An 18,892-nucleotide genomic window follows, 5' to 3' on the forward strand; every position below is an offset into this window, starting at 1 on the left:
ATTGAAACGTCTCACAAAACAGCTTTTCCCTCCGGTTTTGAGCGGGTCCGGATCTGCCGGGCCCAGTCAGGACAGGAGGGATTTTTTATGGCAAGCGGACAGACTCAGTATTATGGGCTCTCCCAGTGGGAGGCCGCGGACAAGGTGGAGCGGGTGGACTTCAACTCCGACAACGCCAAGATCGACGGGGCGCTCCACGCCCTGGCGGAGCAGGCGGGGCGAAAAGCTGACAAATCCACGGTGACCAACCTGTCCTCCGTAGTGAGCCAGAAGGCGGACGAGACCGCCCTCTCGGCGGCGGAGGGGCGCATCTCCGCCCTGGAGAGCGGAAAGGCTGACAAGACGGAGCTGGCCGCCCAGATCAGGGCCCTGAGCCAGTCCCACGAGGCAGACACGGCGGCCCTGCGGAGCGAAAACTGCTGGGTCAGGCTGGGGGAATGGTCTGTGACAGAGGAAAGCAGTCTGATCAGTTTGAGCTTCCCGGAGATCGACAAAAGCCGTTTCCGCCAGCTGCGGCTCCATTTCCACATCTGCGGCGTCTCAGCTCTGGGTAATGTTATCCTGCGGATGAACCAGGTCAGTTCGGGCCAGTATGACACAGGGGGGATCAACAGGACAGACGGCCTGTATCTCTCCTTTACCAACTCTCTTTTTGCCGCGGGATTCGCGGAGTGGTTTTTTATCCCCGGTGCCGCGGACCGTCTGCCCTGCCATGTTTGGTACTGTTCCAAGGCGGTCATGAATGGTTCAGACAGTGCGGCTCTGGTGGGGGCCGACTGGGAGAGCCTCTCCAGCGTCCAGTTTGTCCCAAAGGACGGCACTCTCTGCGCTCCAGGCTCGGAATTCGCCCTGTATGGGTTGAAAAGATGACCTCTAATTTTCCTCTATATTTCTGGGACGTTAGTCCGCGGAAATTGAATCCGTCGAAAAATGGCGGAGCCACTTTTTCAAGCAGGATCAAACTTTACCCCGTCGCCCGCAGATGATGGAATTTTTTGCAGGAGGGCTCTTTCCACAAGCTGAGACCCCCGGGCCGATTGGCCCGGGGGTCTGTGTTCAGATCCTTGATCCCGAACAGTGTTTGGGAAATTAGACCTTATCAGCCGCAGACATGGTCAGAGTGACATTGCTGGTGCCCATGGTCAGCGTCGCCGTCTTCTCCGTATCGGCGGCATCAGCACCACCGAAGTCCAGAGTAGTGGGGGTGATCGTACCGCCACCCAGGGTCACGGTAGCACCATCGGTACCACTGTTTCCACTGTTGTCAGTGGACGCAGTGACCACGGTAACAGTCACGGTGACAGTCTCAGTGTTCTTCGCGTATTCCTTATCCACACTCATGGAGAACACACCGCCGTTGGTACCGGCGTTGGTGGCGTTCGCGGCCTTAGTCACGCTGTAGTAACCAGCGTCAACAGTCAGGTCTTCGTCAGCGGTAAAGGTATCACCCTTAGCCTTGTAGTTGGCACCATTGTCCAGAGTGTAGAACTCGCCCAGAGCGGTCCCGCCCAGAGTAACAACGGCATTCTTCAGGACCTGGAAGTTACCGCCAGCGGAGGTACCATCGTTAACGGTATTTCCGTCAAAGGTGGCTTCCACGTTGGCAGGCAGGGTCAGTGCAACAGTCTCCTTGCCAACGGTCAGAGTGCCGGCGGCGGTAACGATCAGCTTTTCAGCGGAACCGTAAGTCTTCACACTGACATTCGCGTCGCCCGCGACGGCCTGAGCATAGGCAGGAACACCGCCCGCATACACAGCCTCGAAGTCATAGGTGCCGGGGAGCAGGCTGATCTCCTGATCGGCCAGGTACTCCTTGCCGTCGATGGTCACGATGGCATCCTGGTTGAACACCAGATCCACCTTCACGGACTTATCCTTCTCAGTCAGGACGGTGGTCAGGGTGACATTCCCGTTCACAGTGTAGGGGCTGGTCACAGTGTTCCCGGCCTGATCCTTCACAGTGACATCGTAGTTGGCGGCATCGGTAGCAGTGGCAGTGATGGTCAGAGCAGTGCCGTTGGCGACCTTGTCACCGCTGGCAACGGGCTGGCCGTTAGCGGTCACAGTCAGGGTGGTGCCGGGCACGGCGCTGTAGTTCACAGTGGAGTAAACGGTGGGCTTCTTCTCCCACTGCTCGATGAAGATCAGGTCAGCGGTCTTGCCATCGTTGGAAGTCTTGGCAACATAGACATAGGTGAAGTAGTCGCCGTCGTTCTTCACATCCTCCTTCAGGTCATCCAGAGAACCGTCGCCCACAGAGGGAGCCTTATAGGTGCTCTTGTTGTCCTTCAGGTCATAGGTGGCCAGAACATAGACGGTCTCGTTGTTCACAGTCAGCTGCTCCTGGTTGGCGTCGTTCAGGGAGAAGCTGCGGGAGCCAACGGCCTTCACGGTGTAGAAGTCATTGTTGACACCATCGTTGGTGTAAGCCTGCTGGACGCCATTGGTGTTGGTGCCGATGTAGGTCACGGAGGTGACGATGCCGTCGCCGTTGGTGGTCTCAACGCAGTAGACACCCTTGGCGTTGACGCTGTTGTGGGCGCTCTGGGTGAAGACCATGGCAGTGGGCTCGCCGTCCACGTAGACGTTGTGCTCCTTGTAGGTCTTGTTCTTGTCGTAGGTCTCGAAGTCGCCGGCATCCTTCACATAGAAGTAAGTCTTGTTGCTGTTGGAGGCCACGCCGCCATAGATGAACACAGCGTCCAGAACGCCGTCATCGGTGCTGTCGATGGCCCAGAACTTCACATAGTCGGTGCCGGTGCCGTTGCGGTAGTCAGGCACGTTCTCGAAGCCAGTGTAGAGAGTCTTCTCGTCCACATCCACAAAGGCAGTCTGCTCGTCCACGATGTAGGAGGTGCCGTTCGCCTTGATGTAGGCGGCGTCGTTGTTGATGGTCACAGTCCCGGCGCCAGTATCCTCAGCCTTGTCCTGGGTGTCCTTGTAGCGGTTGGTGCTGGGACGGGTAGCGTTCATATTCACGATCTGACGCAGGGTGTAGACGCCGTTGTCCTCAGTGTAGGCAAAGACGTTGCCGGCCAGCAGGTTGACAGCGGCGGTGATCTCGGCATCCTGGATCTTGCCGTCGTTATTGGTGTCGAACTTGGTGTTGCTGGAGCTCAGAGCGACATACTCGTCATCGATCTCCACGGTCTTGGCGGTGCCGTCGGTGAAGACCACCTTGGCGGTGATGGTGCTCAGGGACACGTCAGCATCCTGCACATACAGGTAGTTGTCGTAGTAGCCCTCCAGAGCCTTAAAGCCGATCACATAGCCGTTGGGGTCCAGATACAGACGGTAGGAGATGTCCAGAGTGGGATGCTCCTCATTGATGTCGTCCAGGTCGGACGCGGTGTACTTGGAATAGGTGTGCTTGCTGCCATCGTCCATCTTCACATAGCTGCCCTGGTTGCCCTCGGGGTCGGAGTCCTTGCTGACGCGGGTCACGGTGCCCTCGACAGCCTCGGGATCAGCGATGGAGGCGATGAAGGAGTCGTCATCGTCGTTCACGTCCACGGTGACCACCACATAGTCGCCCTTGGCAAAGCCGTCAGCGATGATGGTGCGCTCGTCGATGGGGTTGGTCATGGTGGCGTTGCTGAGCACGCGGACGGTGTTTTCGCCGTCCTTGACCTTGGTGACCTCGGCCATGTAGTGGTTGATCATGACCACGGTGACGGTGTCGTTCACGTCGTCCACATAGATCTCGGTGGTAGCGCCCTTGGCAGTGTAGGCGTAGTTGGTGTCCTTGTCGTTGGCAGGGATCGCAGGGTCAGCCTGCTCATCGCCGTCCACATAGACATTCCAGGTGTAATCGTCCACCACGCTCTTGCCAACGGCCTTGTAGATCACGTTCTCCTTGGTGTTGGCGGTGTAGGTGAAGTCGGGGGTGTCGGCCACAGTGATGATCTCATCATCGGAGGTCATCTTCACCCGCTCGGGGATCAGGGAGCCGTCCTCATTCAGAACGCCTTCCTTGTTGCCCTCGCCGGAGGGGTTGCCGTCCATCCGATAGGAGCCGATGCCCCAGGTGGTGCCGGGACGGCCGTAATCGGTGTTCTCGTTGGTCTTGTAGACCAGGTCGAAGTTCTTGTAGCCCAGGGTATCGGTGTAGTAGTAGGTCAGGGAGTACAGGATACCCTTGTTCTCGTTGTAGTACACGCCCAGCAGCTCATTGTACTGAACAGGCACGGCCTTGGTCAGGGCGTTGAACACCAGCTCAGCCACGTTGTCGCGGGTCAGACCCTCGTTGGCGGCCAGCTTCAGGTCGCCGTACAGGCCCAGCTGAGTGCCCTTGGCGGTGGCGGCCAGCATCCAGTTGTCGCCAAAGTCAGCGGCGTTCTGGAAGTAGCCCAGGGCGCGGCACAGCATCAGCACGGCCTGCGCGGTGGTCACGGTGGCGTTGGGGTCAAACTTGCCCTCGCCCACGCCGGCCACGATGCCCAGGCTGGAGCACAGGTTCACATAGCCCTCCGCCCAGGCGGGGACGTCGGTGAACACATTGGTCTCCGCGAACTGGTTGACGTTCACACCGGCACCATACAGCATGGTGCAGATGATGACCGCCATCTCGGCGCGGGTGACTACGTTCTCGGGGCCGAAGGACCCGTCCTCGTAGCCCTCGAACATGCCGATGGCAGAGGTGACCGCCACGGCATCCTGATTGACGATCTCGGCCTTGTCGGTGAAATCGTCGATACCCTTAGCGCTGGAGCCCACGACCATCATGCCCAGGAGCATAACGGAAGCCAGAGCCAGGCTGAGAGCACGCTTCAGGTTTCTCATTGGATATTCCTCCTTTTTATATTGACAAAAGTCGCTGTTTTCTGACAAACTGGGCCTTTTCTAGAACATTTCGGCCCACTATGCCTGTACAACACTTCTGACACAGGAGGAATTGGTTATAGAAAGGAGGAGATCAAGGGAAAAATCTCTGGGATTACGCCTAAAAAGTTTCCCTGGTAGACATTTGGTAGACACATGAAAACAGAAGGGGCAGCAAGGCCCTGAAACTCCAGGCCACCGCCGCCCTTTTTTGGTAGACTTTTGGTAGACGAAAATTCAAATTGCATAGCACATAGGGAGTCCCGCAGGCCGGAGCATCTCCTGCGCTTGAGGGACAAGGAGAGAAGCGGAGTAGGAACCTTGTAAAAGTAACGGAAATTTTGTGAAAAACTTAGCGGCGGACAGGCGAATAGAGGAAATTTCAGAGAAATGGGAAGAAGGGCCTTGAAAAGTGGGCGGGAGTGTGTTAAGGATTATATAGTAGAGATAGAGTGTGACCAGAGAAGGTCTGAAGCTTTCGGGATAGATGGAAAGGAATGGCGGATCGACCCATGAGAAGACAGAGCAAGGGCTATGAAATCGATATGTGCAACGGGACGCTTGCCAACAAGATCCTGCTGTTTGCGCTGCCGCTGATGGCCTCCAGCCTGCTGCAGCTCCTGTTCAATGCGGCGGATGTGGTGGTGGTAGGCCAGTTCTGCGGAAAGGCGTCCCTGGCTGCTGTGGGCTCCAACACCGCGCTGATCAATCTGCTGGTCAACCTGTTTGTAGGTCTGTCGGTAGGTGCCAATGTGGTGGTCGCCCAGGACCTGGGCGCCGGACGGAAGGCCGAGGCCAACCGCGCTGTGCACACCTCAATCCTGCTGGCTATGATCAGCGGCGTGGTCTTGATGATCTTCGGCGTCATTATGGCCCGCCAAATGCTGGAGTGGATGTCCTCCCCGGAAAATGTGATCGGGCTGGCCTCGGTGTATCTGAGGATTTACTTCATCGGCATGCCGGCCACCATGGTGTACAACTTCGGCAGCGCCATCCTGCGCGCCAAGGGAGACACCCAGCGCCCGCTCTATTTCCTGCTGGCTGCAGGTGTGCTCAATGTGGTGCTGAACCTGTTCTTTGTCATCGTTTGCAGGTTGGATGTGGCAGGTGTCGCCATGGCCACCAGCATTTCCCAGTATGTCTCTGCCTGGCTGATCCTGCGCTGCCTGATGCGGGAGCACGGGGCGCTGCACCTGAACCTTCACCGGATGCACTTGAATAAGCGGGTCATCGGCCGGATCTTTCAGGTGGGCCTGCCCGCCGGCTTCCAGGGCGTCATCTTCTCCCTGTCCAATGTGGTGATCCAGTCCTCCATCAACTCCTTCGGCGACACGGTAATGGCGGGGTCCGCCGCAGCCCAGAATATCGAGGGCTTCGTTTACGCGGCCATGAACGCTTTCTATCAGAGCGCCCTGACCTTCAGCGGGCAGAACTATGGTGCCGGCAAATGCGACCGCGTGGACAAGGTGGCCCTCTACTGCCAGGGCTTTGTGATTCTGACCGGCCTGATCCTGGGTAACCTGGCCTTTTTCTTCGGCTCTCAGCTCCTTGGCATCTACGCACCTGGGGAGCCGGACGTGATCCAGCAGGGGCTGGTGCGGATGTCCTATATCGGCCGGCTGTACGCCATCTGTGGTATTATGGATACCATGGTGGGCATCCTAAGAGGGATCGGCTATTCTATCGTGCCCATGGTGGTCTCCCTGCTGGGCTCCTGTGTGCTGCGCCTGCTGTGGGTCTGGTTCGTGTTCCCCCTGGACCCGGTTCCAGGGAACCTGTATATCTCTTATCCCATCACCTGGGCAATCACAGGAGCGGTCCACATCATCATGTTCCTGGCGATCCGGAAAAAGGCGTACGCCAAGGTACAGGGGAGCGGTCCCTCCTATCTGTCTGTGGATGGACACCATCCGGAAGCGACGGAGCATTGAAAAGAAAAAGCGGCTGGGGTCTCTGCGCGGAGATCTCAGCCGCTTCTGCCTGTTTAAAAAGAAAAAATCGACCAACAGAAAACTTTTCTGGCGTCATGACCGTCTGAACTAGGTAGAAGGGCCCCTTCTCTCTGCATGGCCCCGTGGCGCGGGGATTGTAACAAAATTGTTGCTTGCATCCGGCAGTGAAACCCGGTATTCTGTTGCAGGAGGAGGGGGAGGCTATGGACTATGACAGACTGCTCAATCTGACCACGGATCTGGGATACCAGCTGATGGCCAGCGGGGCGGAGATCTACCGGGTGGAGGAATCCATGCATCGGGTGCTGAATGCCTATGGCCTGGAGCGGCCGGAGGTGTTTGCCATCCCGAACTGCATCATCGTCAGCGTGACTACGCCCCAGGGGCATCCTATCACCCGGATGCGGCGCATCCCGGGCCATGGGACAGACATTGAGCTGCTGGAGCGGTGCAACGACCTGTGCCGGCATCTATGCAGCCAGGTCCCACCACTGGAGGATGCCCAGAGCTTGGTCTCCGCCCTGGAGAGAGGGTATCCCCGCTACTCGTCCCATCAGGTACTGATGGGGTATGGTTTGGCCCCCGCTTTTTTCACCCTTCTATTCGGAGGTCATTTCCTGGACGGCCTGTGTGCTTTCGTGTGCGGCTTGGCGGTAGGGATCTGCCTTTTATATGGGGGGCGGTTCATTGGGAGCAACAGCTTCTTCCGCACCGTAGTATGCAGCACAGTGGGCTCGCTGCTCTCCCTGCTGCTGGTGCGCCTGGGCTTCGGATACGACGTGGATACTGTGACTATCGGTGTGCTGATGGTGCTGGTGCCCGGCGTGGCGCTGACCAACGCCATGCGGGAGATCATGGCCGGGGACATCATCTCGGGCCTGAGCCGGACAGCGGACGCCATCCTGGTAGCTTCGGCCATTGCCCTGGGCACGGTGGTGGGGCTGGCCATCGGCCAGATGCTTTAGGACCGTTGGAGGTGGATCGGGATGGAGCGAATTTTTCTGGACTATGTCTTGCCCTGCCTCTGGGCCTTTCTGGCCTGCGTAGGCTTTACACTGGTCTTCAACATCCACGGCGTAGGAAAGCTGATCTGCGGCTTCGGGGGAGGACTGGGCTGGCTGGTGTATCTGCTGGCGGGCAGCAGCATCGTGGCCGCGTTCCTGGCTGCGGTGGCCATCGGCGTCTTTTCGGAGATCATGGCCCGGCTGCGCCGCTGCCCGGTGACCGGCTATCTGCTGGTAGCACTTCTCCCCCTGGTTCCGGGGGGAGGTATCTATTACGCCATGAGCTACTGCGTGGCGGGAGATACAGACCGGTTCCTGGCTGAGTTGCTGCACACCTTTGGGATGGCGGCGGCCCTGGCGGTGGGAGCCATGCTGGCCTCGTCTGTATTTCGGACGGTGTTTCCTCGGCTGTACCACCGGCCGGCCGGGTCATGAGACGGGGCAAAGAGAGAGAATCATGCGACTGGAATTTTTGGAGGTAATCTGATGAAGCGTTTTCCTTCCTTTCTCTGTTTCCTGATGGCAGCGGCTATCTCGGCCAGCCTGACCGGGTGCGGCGGCAGCCCCGGCGCAGGCAGCTCCGCCCAGGGACAGTCGGCTGACCCGCCTGCCCAGAGCGCTCAGCCGGAGGCCGGTACCCCGGCGGCTGACCCCTCCGGGGCGCCGGATCATAATGTGCCTGGAGAGAGCCCTGCCGGAGCTGTGCTGGAGGGAGAGCCCTCCACCCTGTCCGGCGGATCAGAACAGGGGCAGAACGTCCCAAACAGCCCGGAGGACAAGCCTGCCCATGTGGGAGAGAGCGGAGAGAGCAGCTACGACTTCTCCCAGCCCGCGCCGGAGAGTCCGGCAGTGGACAACACCTACTTTGAGGACGCCGCTTTTGTGGGGGACTCCCGCACGGACGGCTTCCTGCTTTACAGTGGGATCGGGACTGGGACCAACCTGACCTCCAATGGCCTGTCCATCTTCAAGCTGGCGGAGAAAAAGGTGATCACGATTGATGGGACCGCCTATACGCTGCTGGAGGCCCTGGAGCTGGGCGAATATGGAAAGGTGTACCTGTCCCTGGGCGTCAATGAGCTGGGCTACTACAACGACGAGGGCTTTTACCAGGCATACTGTGACGCCATCGATGCTATCCGGGCTTGCCAGCCCGACGCGGTCATCTACATCCAGGGCCTGATCCCTCTGAACGAGTCGGTGGTGGCGGCATCTGGCGGCCCCAGCTATCTGACCAACGAGCACCTCCGGGTGTACAACGGCCTGATGCAGAAAGCGGCAGAGGAAAAGCAGGTGGTGTTTCTGGACCTGTATTCCGAATTTGCCAATGAGAACGGGGAACTGCCCGAGGAGGCCAGCAAGGACGGGGTGCATCTGAAGAGCGACTACTGCAAGCAGTGGCTGGAGTATCTGAAAGTCCATACTGTGGACTTCGAAACACTTTATCCGGAGGGAACTGAGACATGAGACGATTTGCTGGGATAGCGGCGGTACTGTTTCTGCTTTTGCTGCCGCTGGCCGCCTGCGGCGGCGCGGAGGAGAAGGCTGGGTTTGACCCGGAGATCACCCTCCAGGCGCTGGCGGACGCTGGAGCCTTCTCTGAGGAACTGGAGGAGCTGGACGGCGACACTGCCTTTACCCTCTACGGCTTGGGAAACTCCGGGCTGGAGCGGGAGGATCTGACCGCCGCCAAGGTGCTGCGCTCAGCGGGCGCCACCTGTGAGGAGGGGGCTGTCCTGGTCTTCACCAGCGGGGACCAAGCGCAGACAGCCGTCCAGGCGCTGGGAGACTATGTGCAGAAGCAGATAGACTCCAACCGGGACTACCGTCCTCAGGAGCTGCCCAAGCTGGAGAGCGCCGTCATCCAGCAGCGGGAGAACACTGTGCTGCTGCTGGTGGCCGGTGACCTGGAGGCGGCTCAGGGCGTGCTGGAGCAGTAAAGGGAGATAGACTTGGGGGGCGGGCCGCATCTGCGGCCCGCCCCTTTTATGCCTGACTGCCTGGAAGAAAACGGAGCACCAAAACTTACAGCTTGCCTTTGCACCACATAAAAGTTACAATTTGGTTACAAAATAGAGCAAAGGAGCACGAGAGCATGAGACGACTGTTTTTCCGATGGGCCGCGGCCGCCCTGCTGGCGGGCGCTCTGATGATACCGGCCGCCGAAGCCGCCCAACTCCAGATCGATGACAGGATAGTGGATCCCTCCGCCGCATGGACGGAGGAGGGGACGCCCTATGTGACGCTGGCCGCCCTGTGCCAGGCGGCGGACGGATACACGCTGAGCTGGAATGGGGCAGCGGCGGCGCTGACAGCGGAGGACCTGGAACTGACGGCCACCCCCGGCGCCCTCTACGTGGAGGTCAACGGCAGAGCCCTGTATGTGGAGCACGGGGTACAGGTCCGGGATGGGAGGATCGCCCTGCCCTTGGAGGTGCTGGCAGAGGCCGCCGGTCTCCAGCTGACCTGGGACGAGGTGGAGGGAGCCGCCTGGCTGTCCACTGACCAGGCCCAGCCCGCCTCTGCCAGCTACCCGGCGGAGGACCTGTACTGGCTGTCCAGGATCATCTCGGCAGAGAGCCGGGGGGAACCCCTGCTGGGCCAGATCGCGGTGGGCAACGTAATCCTGAACCGGGTGGAGAGCAGCCAGTACCCCGACACTGTGGAGGGGGTGGTCTTTGACACAAAGTACGGTGTCCAGTTCCAGCCGGTGTCCAACGGGACCATCTATGACGCCCCGGCCTCCTCCAGCCTGGTGGCGGCGAAGCTCTGCCTGGAGGGGACCGACGTGGTGGGCGAGAGCTTGTATTTTTTCTCCCCTGCCCTGTCGGCAGGCAGATGGATCGTGAGCAACGCCACCTATTATACCACCATCGGTGGACACCAGTTTTATGTCTGAAAAACTGAGGCGCGGAGCAGATGCTCCGCGCCTCAGTTTACTCTTCTTCCAGATATCCCCTTCGGCCTCCGGCGGGGACACACAGGGGAAAACAGGACGGAAAGGGCCCAACCGCCGGGTTGACCGGCTCAGACCTCCATAATAACAGGCAGGATCATGGGGGAGCGCTTGGTCTTCTTATAGAGGTAGTTGGACAGGTCCCCCTTGACCGCACCCTTGATGGCGGACCAGTCGGTGGAATAGCGGGCGTCCACGCTGTTGATGGCCTCCAGGGCCACCTGGCGCAGCTCCTCCATCAGCCCCTCGGACTCCTTCACATAGACGAAGCCTCGGGTGATCAGGTCGGGGCCGGAGACCAGGCTGCCGTCCTCCCCAGACATGGACATGACCACCACGATCATGCCGTCCTGGGCCAGATGGCGGCGGTCCCGCAGCACTACGCTGCCCACGTCGCCCACTCCCAAGCCGTCCACAAAGACCTGGCCCGCAGTGACAGTGCCCGCCAGACGGGCGCTGTTCTGGGTCAGTTCCATGACCCGGCCGATGTCGCTGATGAGGATATGATTGGAGTCCATCCCCATCTCCCGGGCCAGCTTTGCGTGGGTCTGGAGCATGCGCTGCTCTCCGTGGACCGGGATGAAGAACTTGGGCTTGACCAGGGCGTGGATGATCTTCAACTCCTCCTGGCAGGCGTGGCCCGACACGTGGAGGGCCAGCTCCCGCTCGTTGAGCACCTCCGCCCCCTTGCGGTAGAGCTCGTTGATGACGTTGCCAATAGAGTGCTCGTTGCCCGGGATGGCGGAGGCAGAGATGATGATCCGATCCCCGGGGAGGATATCCACCTGCCGGTGGGTGGAGAAGGCCATGCGGGACAGGGCGGACATGGTCTCCCCTTGACTGCCGGTGGTGATGATGCACACCCTGTTCTTGGGCAGGGACTTAATCTGGTTCAGGTCCATCAGCACTCCATCTGGGATGTTCATATAGCCCAGCTCGGTGGACACCTTCATGGCGTTCTCCATGCTGCGGCCAGTGACCGCTACCCGGCGGCCATAGCGGGCGGCCACATCGATGATCTGCTGGAGCCGGTCCACATTGCTTGCAAAGGTAGTGACGATGATGCGCTCCTCACAGCCCTTGAAAAGTGCGTCAAAGGAATTGCCCACGCTGCGCTCACTGCGGGTATAGCCGGGACGCTCCACGTTGGTGGAGTCGGCCAGCAGGGCCAGCACCCCCTCGTTGCCCAGCTGGCCCAGCCGGGCCAGGTCGATCATGCCGCCCTGGATGGGGGTGGCGTCAATCTTGAAGTCACCGGTGTGGACGCAGGTTCCCACCGGGCACTTGATGGCAAAGGCCACCGCGTCGGCAATGGAGTGGTTCACATGGATGAATTCCACGGTGAATTTGCCGGCCTTGATCACGTCGCCCGCCTCGCAGGTGATGATCTTGGTCTTGTCCAGCAGCCGGTGCTCCTCCAGCTTCAGGCGGATCAGGCCGGCGCTCATCCGGGTGGCATAGATGGGGGCGTTCAGGGAGCGGAGGACATAGGGCAGCGCGCCGATATGGTCCTCGTGTCCGTGGGTGATGAAAATCCCCCGGACCTTGTTCTGGTTTTTGATCAGGTAGCTGACGTCGGGGATGACCACGTCGATGCCGTACATGTCGTCATCGGGGAAACCCATGCCGCAGTCTACCACCACGATGTCACCGCCGTATTCATAGACGGTGAGGTTTTTGCCGATCTCGTTGAGACCGCCGAGAGAAATGATCTTCAGTTTTTCAGCCATACGATACTCCTTGTTTTTGATTTGTCAAGTTCTGGTCTATGTACGGCTGGGCGCAAAACAACCGGGCGAAGGACGCCCCTGCTTTCCGGCCCTGCCTCGCCGGGAAACGGGGTGTCTCTTCGCCTGATGGAGCGGGGGCCAGGGGCCGCGCCGCTCCCGGGAGGCCCGCCGGGGCATCCGGCGGCTGCGCTCTCGTCCGTACTGTGTGTCCCCATGGACGGGTGACCGCCTGCGTGCGGGCCCTGCATGGGTTATATTTAGGCGCGGGGAGGGGGCGCCTGCCACCCTGACGCGCATAAATCCAAAAATAAGCAAAATACAGTATAACACATGGGGCTCGAAAAGTACAGCCTAAATTTTTCCCTCTTTCTCCTGACAGGCAGGTCCTCGGCTTACAGCTGCTCCCCGGCCGGGCCCTCCCTCTGCTCCGAAGGAGAGAGCTGCCGGGACAGCTCCCGGTCCAGCTGGGCGGCCCGGCCCGCGTAGAAGTCGCACAGCTCAGCGGCTACCTCCAGGTCGGGACTCTCCGCCAGGATACGCAGGGCGGGCCGGCGGGACAGGGGGACCAGATAGACCCACCCGTTCCCCGTGTGGATGCGGACCCCCTCGCCGCCTGCAGCGGCCTTCCCCTCCGCCAGGGTCTGCATCAGCAGGCCCCGGTTCCCGTGGAGGGGGACCTCCCGCTTCCAGGAGGAGAAGCGGGGTGTCTTGCTCATCAAGGCCTCCAGCTTCTCACCGGAGGAGCCCATCCTGGAACAGATGCGGGCAGCAGCAAAGGCGGCGTCCCGCAGCCAGGGCAGGGCGGCATACAGGGACAGGGCCTGCTCACCGTCCCGGCCCAGCCGCAGAGCGGTGCCGTGGAATCCTGCGGCCACCAGGTCCACCGCGGCGCTGGCCCCATCGGGCACCGCTACCCGCCCCCCGCCGTCCTCCATCTCGATCAGGCAGACCAGGGTGAGCAGCTGCCCTGGGTCCAGAAGAGTGCCAGACTCGTCCTGAGCGGAGAGGTAGAGCCCGCCGTGGAGCCCAGAGAAGGCGGGCACCCCTTTCCGCCAGCGGTCCAATACCGTGCAGCCCAGGCTGGAAAGGGCCTGCCGGATGGCCCGGTTAGCGGGAGCGGATCCGGGGACGGCCACGGTGATGGAGCGCATGGGGAAACGGTGGAGACGGCTGCGCCTGGCCGCGTCGGCGGCGTAGTCATCACAGCCCGCATGGACCCGGACCACCTCGCCGATCTGACCGGCGGGGACCCGGGGGGCGTCCCCCTGGGCTACGGCGTGTTCCAGCTTCCGCTCCCTGGCCCGGCCCAGAGGCAGGCCGCTGCGGCCGAAGAGATGGAGATAGATGCGGTCCCCCTCCTGCTCCAAAAAGAGAGAGACAGGGATCTGATGGTGCTCCGCCAGCCAGGCGGCCTGGGCGGCGCACTCCAGGTCATGGGCCAGAGGGGTCCCGCCGGCCGCGGCGATGCCGCTGGCGGCCGCTTGGGCCAGCATGCGGGCACCGTTCCCGCCCCAGTAGCCAAGGCCCACCTTGCCCTCGCACCCCAGCACGCCGCCGATGGTCATCAGGGCCTCCGGGCCCAGATCTTCTCCCAGTACGCCCCGGATCACCCCGCCGTCCCCGAACAGAAGAGGCTCCCGGCGGCCGGAGGAAGTGATGGAGCGGGACAGCCGCGTCCCGGCAGGGGCAACCCGGGCTGGCCAGAGGCGCACCCCCTCCAGCAGTACGGCCTTCTCCTCCGCCAAGGCCCTCTCTCCAAGGACGGTCCCCTCGTTGAGGACGGCCTCCGGCCGGGCGGCGGCCCCCTTGCAGAGGATGGCTCCGTAGAGGGTGGTCCGCTCCTCCGCCCGGGCGCCGGGGAGGAGCACCGACCGCTGGACCAGGCTGCGGCGTCCCACCCAGCTGTTCTGCTCCAGCACGGTATGGGGGCCGATCAGGGCGCCCGGCTCCACCGCCGCCCCCGGGCCCAGCCAGCAGGGCGGGATCACGGTGACACCCTCTGGGATGGGCTGGGCGCTCCAGACGCCGGGGGACTGCTGAGGCAGGCCCATATCCAGCTTCACCTTCCCAGAGAGGACGTCCGCCGCACAGTCCAGATAGGCCCCGCAGTCCCCCATGTCGCACCAGTAGCCGCCGCCGGGGACGCCGTACAGGCCGCCGCCGGACTCCAGCAGGGCTGGGAACACATCCTTTCCAAAATCCCAGGGCCTGTCCGGAGGGATCTGCTCCAGCACCTGGGGGGAGAGCAGATAGATGCCGGTGTTGACCAGATCGGTCACCACCTGCCCCCAGGAGGGCTTCTCCACAAAGCGGACCACCCGCTGCTCCTCGTCGGTGAGGACCAGCCCGTACTCCAGGGGCGCGGGATGACGGAAGAGGACCAGGGTGGCCTGGGCCCGCTTGGCCTGATGGAACTCCATGGCGGCAGTGAGATCCAGGTCGCAGACGCTGTCCCCGCTGATGACCAGGAAGTCCTCTCCCTCCAGGAAGGGGGCGCAGGCCCGCACGCTGCCGGCGGTGCCCAGCGGGGCCTCCTCGATGAAGTAGTGCAGGCGGACCCCCCACTTCTGTCCGTCCCCGAAATAGGACTGCACTGCCTCCGGCATGTAGCACAGGGTGACGGCGATCTCGTCGATCCCGTGGCGCTTGAGCAGGCCGATGATGTGTTCCATCACCGGCCGGCCCAGCAGAGGGACCATGGGCTTCGGCATGCCCAGGGACAGGGGGCGCAGGCGGGTCCCCTCTCCGCCCGCCATAATGACAGCTTTCACGATGTGTTTCCACCCTTCCGGCCGGGCTCCGCCGGGGCGGAGCGGGAACGGCCCTGTATTTGTAGCATCTCCTAGTATGACCAGCCGCCGGGGAAATAAACCGGTTCCGGAGCGGTTTTGACTTGTGCCCTGGGAGGGAATATGTTATACTTAGATATACATAATTTAACAGCCTGAGGAAGGACACAGGGACCATGCAGGCCGCCCTGCCCGGCGGGGGCAGGGGACGAGGCGGCCCGCGCTTCCGGAGGATATCGTAATGAACATACAGATTTTTGGCAGGTCCAAATGCTTTGATACCAAAAAGGCGGAGCGCTGGTTCAAGGAGCGCCGGGTGAGATTTCAGTCTGTGGATGTGGTGAAGTACGGCATGAGCCGGGGGGAGCTGTCCAGCGTGAAGAACGCGGTGGGGCTGGAGGCCCTGGCCGACCCCAAGCACCCAGACTATCCTCTTTTCCAGCATCTGGCCTATGACCAGGACAAGCTGGACCGGCTGTGGGAGGACCAGACCATGCTGCGCACCCCCATCGTGCGAAACGGCAGGCAGGCCACGGTGGGCTACTGTCCCGAGGTGTGGGCCGCCTGGGAGTGAATAGTCCGTTATATGGGACACAGGTTCCGGTATGCTGAGTGCATTACCGGAATGAGGAGGATGACCCATGGCGAAGAGTCCCAATCAAAAGCTGAAACTGCTGTATCTGTATCAGATCCTGCTCCAGCGCACCGACGAGGAGCACCCCATCACCGTCCCCCAGCTGATCGGGGAACTGGACCTGCGGGGCATCCGGGCGGAGCGGAAGAGCGTCTACGACGATCTGGAGGCCCTGCGGCTGTTCGGCCTGGACGTGCAGAGCCGGAAGGGCCGGTCCCCGGGCTGGTTCGTGGGCCGGCGGGAGTTTGAGCTGCCGGAGCTGAAGCTGCTGGTGGACGTGGTGCAGTCCTCCCGCTTCATCACCCGGAAGAAGAGCGACGCCCTGATCCGCAAGCTGGAGGGGCTGGCCAGCAGCCACCAGGCCCGCCAGCTCCAGCGGCAGGTGTACGTCAGCGGCCGGGTCAAGGCCATGAACGAGAGCATATATTATAATGTAGACAAGCTCCACACGGCCCTCTCGGCCCGGAAGAGCATCACCTTCCGCTACTTTGACTACGACATGCACCGGAACAAGGTCTTTCGGCGGGAGGGGCGGCGTTACGCCGTCTCTCCCTACGGCCTGATCTGGAACAGCGAGAATTACTATCTGGTGGCTTACGACATCTCCAACCAGGAGATGCGCCACTACCGGGTGGACAAGATGGCGGAGATCGTGGTCACCGGCCTGCCCCGGGAGGGGGAGGACCGCTACCCGGATTTTGATGTGGCCGCCTATGGCCAGAAGCACTTCGGCATGTACAGCGGGGAGGAGGCCAACGTCACCCTGCGCTGCCGCAGCCACATGGCGGGGGTGGTGTGGGACCGGTTCGGCCAGGACGTGATCCTGGTGCCGGAGGACGAGGACCACTTCACCGTCACGCTGCCTCTGGTGCTCAGCCCGCAGTTTTTCGGCTGGCTGTTCGGGCTGGAGGACAATGTGGAACTGATCGCGCCCCAAAAAGCGGCGGAGGAATACCGCCGGAAGCTGAAGGCCGTGCTGGAGCAGTACGGCTGAACCCCGCCGGAGGAGGGGCGGGGGACAACAAGACACGGAGGAGGTCGCCCGATGAAACGGATCTTAGTCGTAGACGGGGATACGGGTGTGCGCGCCCGGATCGCAAAACATGCCCGGATGGAGGGCTATGATGTGACAGAGGCGGGGGACGGCGAGACCGCCCTCAGCCTGTCCCGGCAGCAGAACGCATTTGATCTCATGGTCCTGGCGGTGAATCTGCCGGGGATGGACGGCTTTACGGTGTTGAAGGCGGTCCGCACCTTCTCCGCCATCCCGGTGCTGATCCTGTCCAGCAAAAACACGGCGGAGGACCGCATCCATGGCCTGGAGCTGGGGGCGGACGACTATATGACCAAGCCCTTTTCGGCGCGGGAGCTGCTCCTGCGGATCTCGGCTATCCTGAAGCGGTGCAGCACCCTGGCCTCGGAGGAGGCGGAGGTGCTCCGCAGCGGCGGGCTGGTGCTGGACCTGACTGCCCGGCGGGTGGAGGTGGACGGCCGCCAGATCAACCTGACGCCCAGGGAGTTCGACCTGCTCACCGTGCTGATGAGCCACCCGGACGTGGCCTTCTCCCGCAAGCGCCTGCTGGACATCATCTGGGGCGGGGAGCTCTCCACTGACACCCGCACCCTGGACACCCACATCCAGCATATCCGCTGTGCCATCGTCCCGTACAGCGACCGGATCGTCACTCTCCGCGGGGTGGGCTATCGGTTCGAGAAGGAATAAAAAATGCGCTGCAGGGAAATCCCTGCAGCGCATTTAAAAATTGATTGATATCTAAAGATAAAACTGTGCTCAAAAGACCAGAGTAAGAAGGGCCAGCCCAAGGCTGGCGAGTCCCACGACCAGGCTGACTGCACTGCCGATTGATTTCATAGACGCCTTATGTTTGAGGAAATCAGCGTGCTTTCGCGCCTCTTCAAGGATTTGGTCTATATCTGCGAACTGATTATATGCCTCTTGATATAGTTCAAACAGGGTATCCTCCGAAATGTTGGAGGTTTCCGCACATTTGGCAGCTTTCAACTGCTCCGTAGCGGCCTCCCTCAACTGATGGACACGTCTCAGAAAGTTTCCATCCTCCAAATAAGTCAGATCCACCCCATGATAATCACGGAAAAACTCCTCATACTGATCAGAAAAAATGATGCAGCTGTATTTGTAGCAATCTAAGAGCGCACGCTTGGTATGTGATTTGATTTTCGCAAGATTACGCTCTGCTTCTTCTGGAGTGGCAGCTATTGCGGCCCTGGCCAGATGCCCATACATTGCGCGGATCTCATTTTGAAGCTCAATCGGAAATTCGTTTTTTAATATTTCAAATTGAACGATAAACGGATTGATATCATCTAAATAGACTTGGAACACTTCGTCTAATTGTTCTTTGTGTGCCAGGAGAAAATTGCTGTCGACTGTGGTGCTGCCAGTCATATTACTTCATCCTTGCTATCATTTGATCAATATCGCTCATAGTAGAAATACGGCGGCGAATAATAAGCGGATTTCCGCGTCCGGTCATTCTGGAATCCATTTTTTTAGAAAAAATCAAATTTTTTCCTGTTTTTTCTTCCACAAAACTCTTTTCTTCAATCAGATCCATTTTCTTGAGATCGTCGGCAGATTTTCCGATGATTCTTTCTAGGGTATCACGAGTACGTTGATTCAAGTACATAAATTACCCTCCACGCTGTAATGGCGGACCGTTTGGTCACTTCAAAAGGCCACTTCCAAGCTCATAATGTGCTATCCATTATACCTGAAATTACCAGGAAAGTCAATGCCCGTTTAATAGCTTAAGCCGCCTCCTTTTCTGTCAGGGGAGCTGCACTCATGCGGGGCGGCTTCCAGCCGCCCCAAAAGCCTTCCCCCCTGTGGGGGGAAGGTGTGGCGGCGCGAGCCGCGGCGGATGAGGGGGCCTCCTCCCCCCGTACCAGTCACAGAACATGCCAGAGACAGGCGGGGGCAAGCCCCGCCCCTGCGCAGAGGCCCAAGATCTCCCGCAGGCTTCC

At 60.6% G+C, this 18,892-nt stretch carries 15 protein-coding genes; 10 read left to right on the forward strand and 5 right to left on the reverse strand.

What is annotated here, in order from left to right; genetic code table 11:
• Positions 1-87 precede the first annotated feature (87 nt).
• On the forward strand, positions 88-870 hold the full coding sequence (locus L9O85_RS01475; protein WP_301579290.1) for a hypothetical protein: 783 nt from the start codon (positions 88-90) through the stop codon (positions 868-870).
• A 219-nt stretch (positions 871-1,089) separates the two neighbouring features.
• On the opposite strand, the gene L9O85_RS01480 is transcribed toward L9O85_RS01475, so the two are convergent.
• Positions 1,090-4,782 carry an S-layer homology domain-containing protein gene (locus tag L9O85_RS01480; RefSeq protein ID WP_301579292.1) on the reverse strand — a complete coding sequence of 1,231 codons (3,693 nt, stop codon included), beginning with the start codon at positions 4,780-4,782 and terminating at the stop codon, positions 1,090-1,092.
• A gap of 551 nt (positions 4,783-5,333) precedes the next feature.
• Here L9O85_RS01480 and L9O85_RS01485 point away from each other — a divergent pair.
• The 6 genes from L9O85_RS01485 (at position 5,334) to L9O85_RS01510 (ending at position 10,676) form a co-directional block, all read left to right on the forward strand.
• On the forward strand, positions 5,334-6,752 hold the full coding sequence (locus L9O85_RS01485) for an MATE family efflux transporter (RefSeq protein ID WP_276758679.1): 1,419 nt from the start codon (positions 5,334-5,336) through the stop codon (positions 6,750-6,752).
• Positions 6,753-6,976: 224 nt separating this feature from the next.
• On the forward strand, positions 6,977-7,738 hold the full coding sequence (locus L9O85_RS01490; RefSeq protein ID WP_108980013.1) for a threonine/serine exporter family protein: 762 nt from the start codon (positions 6,977-6,979) through the stop codon (positions 7,736-7,738).
• 21 nt (positions 7,739-7,759) lie between these two features.
• The gene (locus L9O85_RS01495) at positions 7,760-8,212 is read left to right on the forward strand and encodes a threonine/serine exporter family protein (protein WP_050622898.1); all 453 of its coding nucleotides are present in this window, start codon (positions 7,760-7,762) and stop codon (positions 8,210-8,212) included.
• Positions 8,213-8,263: 51 nt separating this feature from the next.
• Complete coding sequence (locus L9O85_RS01500; RefSeq protein WP_301579294.1) at positions 8,264-9,244, forward strand: GDSL-type esterase/lipase family protein; 981 nt, start codon at positions 8,264-8,266, stop codon at positions 9,242-9,244.
• A complete protein-coding gene (locus tag L9O85_RS01505; protein ID WP_276758676.1) occupies positions 9,241-9,717 on the forward strand; it encodes a DUF4358 domain-containing protein in 477 nt (158 codons plus the stop codon). The genes L9O85_RS01500 and L9O85_RS01505 overlap by 4 nt, the downstream gene beginning before the upstream one ends.
• Positions 9,718-9,872: 155 nt before the next feature.
• Positions 9,873-10,676 (forward strand): cell wall hydrolase, encoded by an 804-nt coding sequence (locus L9O85_RS01510; protein WP_276758675.1) that lies wholly within the window; start codon positions 9,873-9,875, stop codon positions 10,674-10,676.
• Positions 10,677-10,804: 128 nt separating this feature from the next.
• Here L9O85_RS01510 and L9O85_RS01515 read toward each other — a convergent pair whose 3' ends face one another.
• Positions 10,805-12,463, reverse strand: coding sequence for a ribonuclease J (locus tag L9O85_RS01515; protein WP_050622894.1), 1,659 nt, complete (start codon positions 12,461-12,463; stop codon positions 10,805-10,807).
• A 392-nt stretch (positions 12,464-12,855) separates the two neighbouring features.
• Positions 12,856-15,234 carry a sugar phosphate nucleotidyltransferase gene (locus L9O85_RS01520; protein ID WP_301579297.1) on the reverse strand — a complete coding sequence of 793 codons (2,379 nt, stop codon included), beginning with the start codon at positions 15,232-15,234 and terminating at the stop codon, positions 12,856-12,858.
• A 259-nt stretch (positions 15,235-15,493) separates the two neighbouring features.
• Here L9O85_RS01520 and L9O85_RS01525 point away from each other — a divergent pair, with 259 nt between their 5' ends.
• The 3 genes from L9O85_RS01525 to L9O85_RS01535 all read left to right on the forward strand — a co-directional run bounded on the left by L9O85_RS01525 (position 15,494) and on the right by L9O85_RS01535 (position 17,609).
• On the forward strand, positions 15,494-15,826 hold the full coding sequence (locus L9O85_RS01525) for an arsenate reductase family protein (RefSeq protein WP_050622892.1): 333 nt from the start codon (positions 15,494-15,496) through the stop codon (positions 15,824-15,826).
• A 67-nt stretch (positions 15,827-15,893) separates the two neighbouring features.
• Entirely contained in the window at positions 15,894-16,880 is a 987-nt protein-coding gene (locus tag L9O85_RS01530) for a helix-turn-helix transcriptional regulator (protein ID WP_301579298.1), read from the forward strand.
• A 51-nt stretch (positions 16,881-16,931) separates the two neighbouring features.
• On the forward strand, positions 16,932-17,609 hold the full coding sequence (locus L9O85_RS01535) for a response regulator transcription factor (RefSeq protein WP_050622890.1): 678 nt from the start codon (positions 16,932-16,934) through the stop codon (positions 17,607-17,609).
• A gap of 69 nt (positions 17,610-17,678) precedes the next feature.
• Here the strand turns inward: L9O85_RS01535 and L9O85_RS01540 are convergent, their stop codons facing one another.
• Positions 17,679-18,314, reverse strand: a complete 636-nt coding sequence (locus L9O85_RS01540; protein ID WP_108980009.1) for a hypothetical protein — start codon at positions 18,312-18,314, stop codon at positions 17,679-17,681.
• Between the two features lies 1 nt (position 18,315).
• Complete coding sequence (locus L9O85_RS01545; RefSeq protein ID WP_108980008.1) at positions 18,316-18,555, reverse strand: hypothetical protein; 240 nt, start codon at positions 18,553-18,555, stop codon at positions 18,316-18,318.
• Positions 18,556-18,892 lie beyond the last annotated feature (337 nt).

The sequence above is a fragment of the Lawsonibacter asaccharolyticus genome (assembly GCF_022453915.1).
In the GTDB taxonomy this organism is placed as follows: domain Bacteria; phylum Bacillota; class Clostridia; order Oscillospirales; family Oscillospiraceae; genus Lawsonibacter; species Lawsonibacter asaccharolyticus.